The sequence below is a fragment of the Syntrophaceticus schinkii genome, assembly GCF_000946815.1.
Lineage (GTDB): Bacteria > Bacillota > DSM-12270 > Thermacetogeniales > Thermacetogeniaceae > Syntrophaceticus > Syntrophaceticus schinkii.
Genome location: NZ_CDRZ01000199.1, coordinates 1 through 1,432, shown reverse-complemented (window position 1 = coordinate 1,432; position 1,432 = coordinate 1). Strand labels below are relative to the sequence as shown.

The 1,432-nt window shown below is 49.4% G+C and carries 1 pseudogene; it reads right to left on the bottom strand.

The features are described from left to right. Window positions 1-450 precede the first annotated feature (450 nt). A pseudogene (locus SSCH_RS07395) lies at window positions 451-1,383 on the bottom strand (reverse transcriptase domain-containing protein); the annotation flags it as partial. Window positions 1,384-1,432 lie beyond the last annotated feature (49 nt).

Here is a 1,432-nt window from a genome sequence, read left to right as displayed (position 1 = left end):
GCACAGCGGTGGCTCAGCGGGAGAGATCATGACCCTCTACTCCATCACCAACTCCCTCACCTGAACTTCCTGGAGTACAGAAGGTGCAGTTTCTCCTGGAAGGAAAGAAAGTAGATGCCATCCCTGGGACACTACCAACACCACCAAACCCCCTGGCCCCCAACTGGAACACCGCCCCCCTGGCAGGACTTAAAGCGTGACAAAAGGACAGCCCCCGCATCACGTCCGTGTTACGTTGCATCAGAAATATGCCAGGAAGTAGAGTAGGCGGGGTCTCTCGCCTCCTGGTAGCGTTTAGGTCGGGACAGTCCATTATCTGCCCCTTTCGTCTGGCAGTGCCTTAATATCCCAGCCATGCGCTACTGGCCATGCAATTGTACCCCTACCCCTCATCGAACCGTACGTGCGCTATTAACGCATACGGCTCTCCGTAGTCATTATTCACGGAGCTCACGCAAAGATTCTACCCTTGACATCGTAAATATTCACATATATGCGGGGCGTAGGTAAAGGATACTTCTTCAGAAATAGCCTGAATTTCTCCCAATCGAAGCTTTTCCTCTGGCTGCGGCGGTTTAGCCATTTGAAGAACAGTTTCTCTACCTCATAGAGAAATTTATATAGCATCGGGGTATTATCAGTTATGCCATAGTAGCGATAGTTACCCCATAGCTTTGGCCTGATTAACCACCAGATGCACGGGGCAGGCATGTTCCTGTGCTTTTTAAGCCACTCTTTGCATCTCAGAATGCTAGCTCTGTATTTCTTGTTGCTAGTCTTCCGTTTCACCCTGAACTTGCCTCTTTTGCTCCGACTGCAGTAGTGGGTAAACCCTAGGAAATCAAAGGTCTTGGGCTTCTTCCCCCCTGCTCGACTCTTGGCTTCTGCCTGTCGTCCAAAGGCTATAATTTGGCTCTTTTCTTCAGCTATCTCCAGGTTAAATCTCTTCAACCTATTCTGTAAGGCAGTGTAGAACCTTCGGGCGTCTTCTTCGTACTGGAAGCAACATACGAAGTCATCTGCATACCTGACCATGTGGGCTTCTCCTTTGCAGTGCTTCCGCACTGTGCTGTAGAACCACACGTCCAATACATAGTGCAGGTAGATATTTGCCAGTATCGGTGACACTACTCCCCCTTGCGGTGTCCCTTGCGGTACGTCGTAGCTTATTCCAGCCTCGACGATTCCCGCTTTGAGGAAGCGTGTGATGAGTCTTAGCATGTTCGGGTCTGCTATGCGTAGTTTTAAGCACTCCATCATCCATTTATGGTCTACGTTATCGAAGAACCCCTTAATATCCGCATCGACTATGTAGTTTATTGGTCGATTCTCGATGATGGCGTTTAGTGCTTTCAGTGCGTCATGGCAGCTTCGACCTGGCCTGAATCCGTATGAGCAGCCTAGAAATCCTGCTCATAAATGGCATTCAATA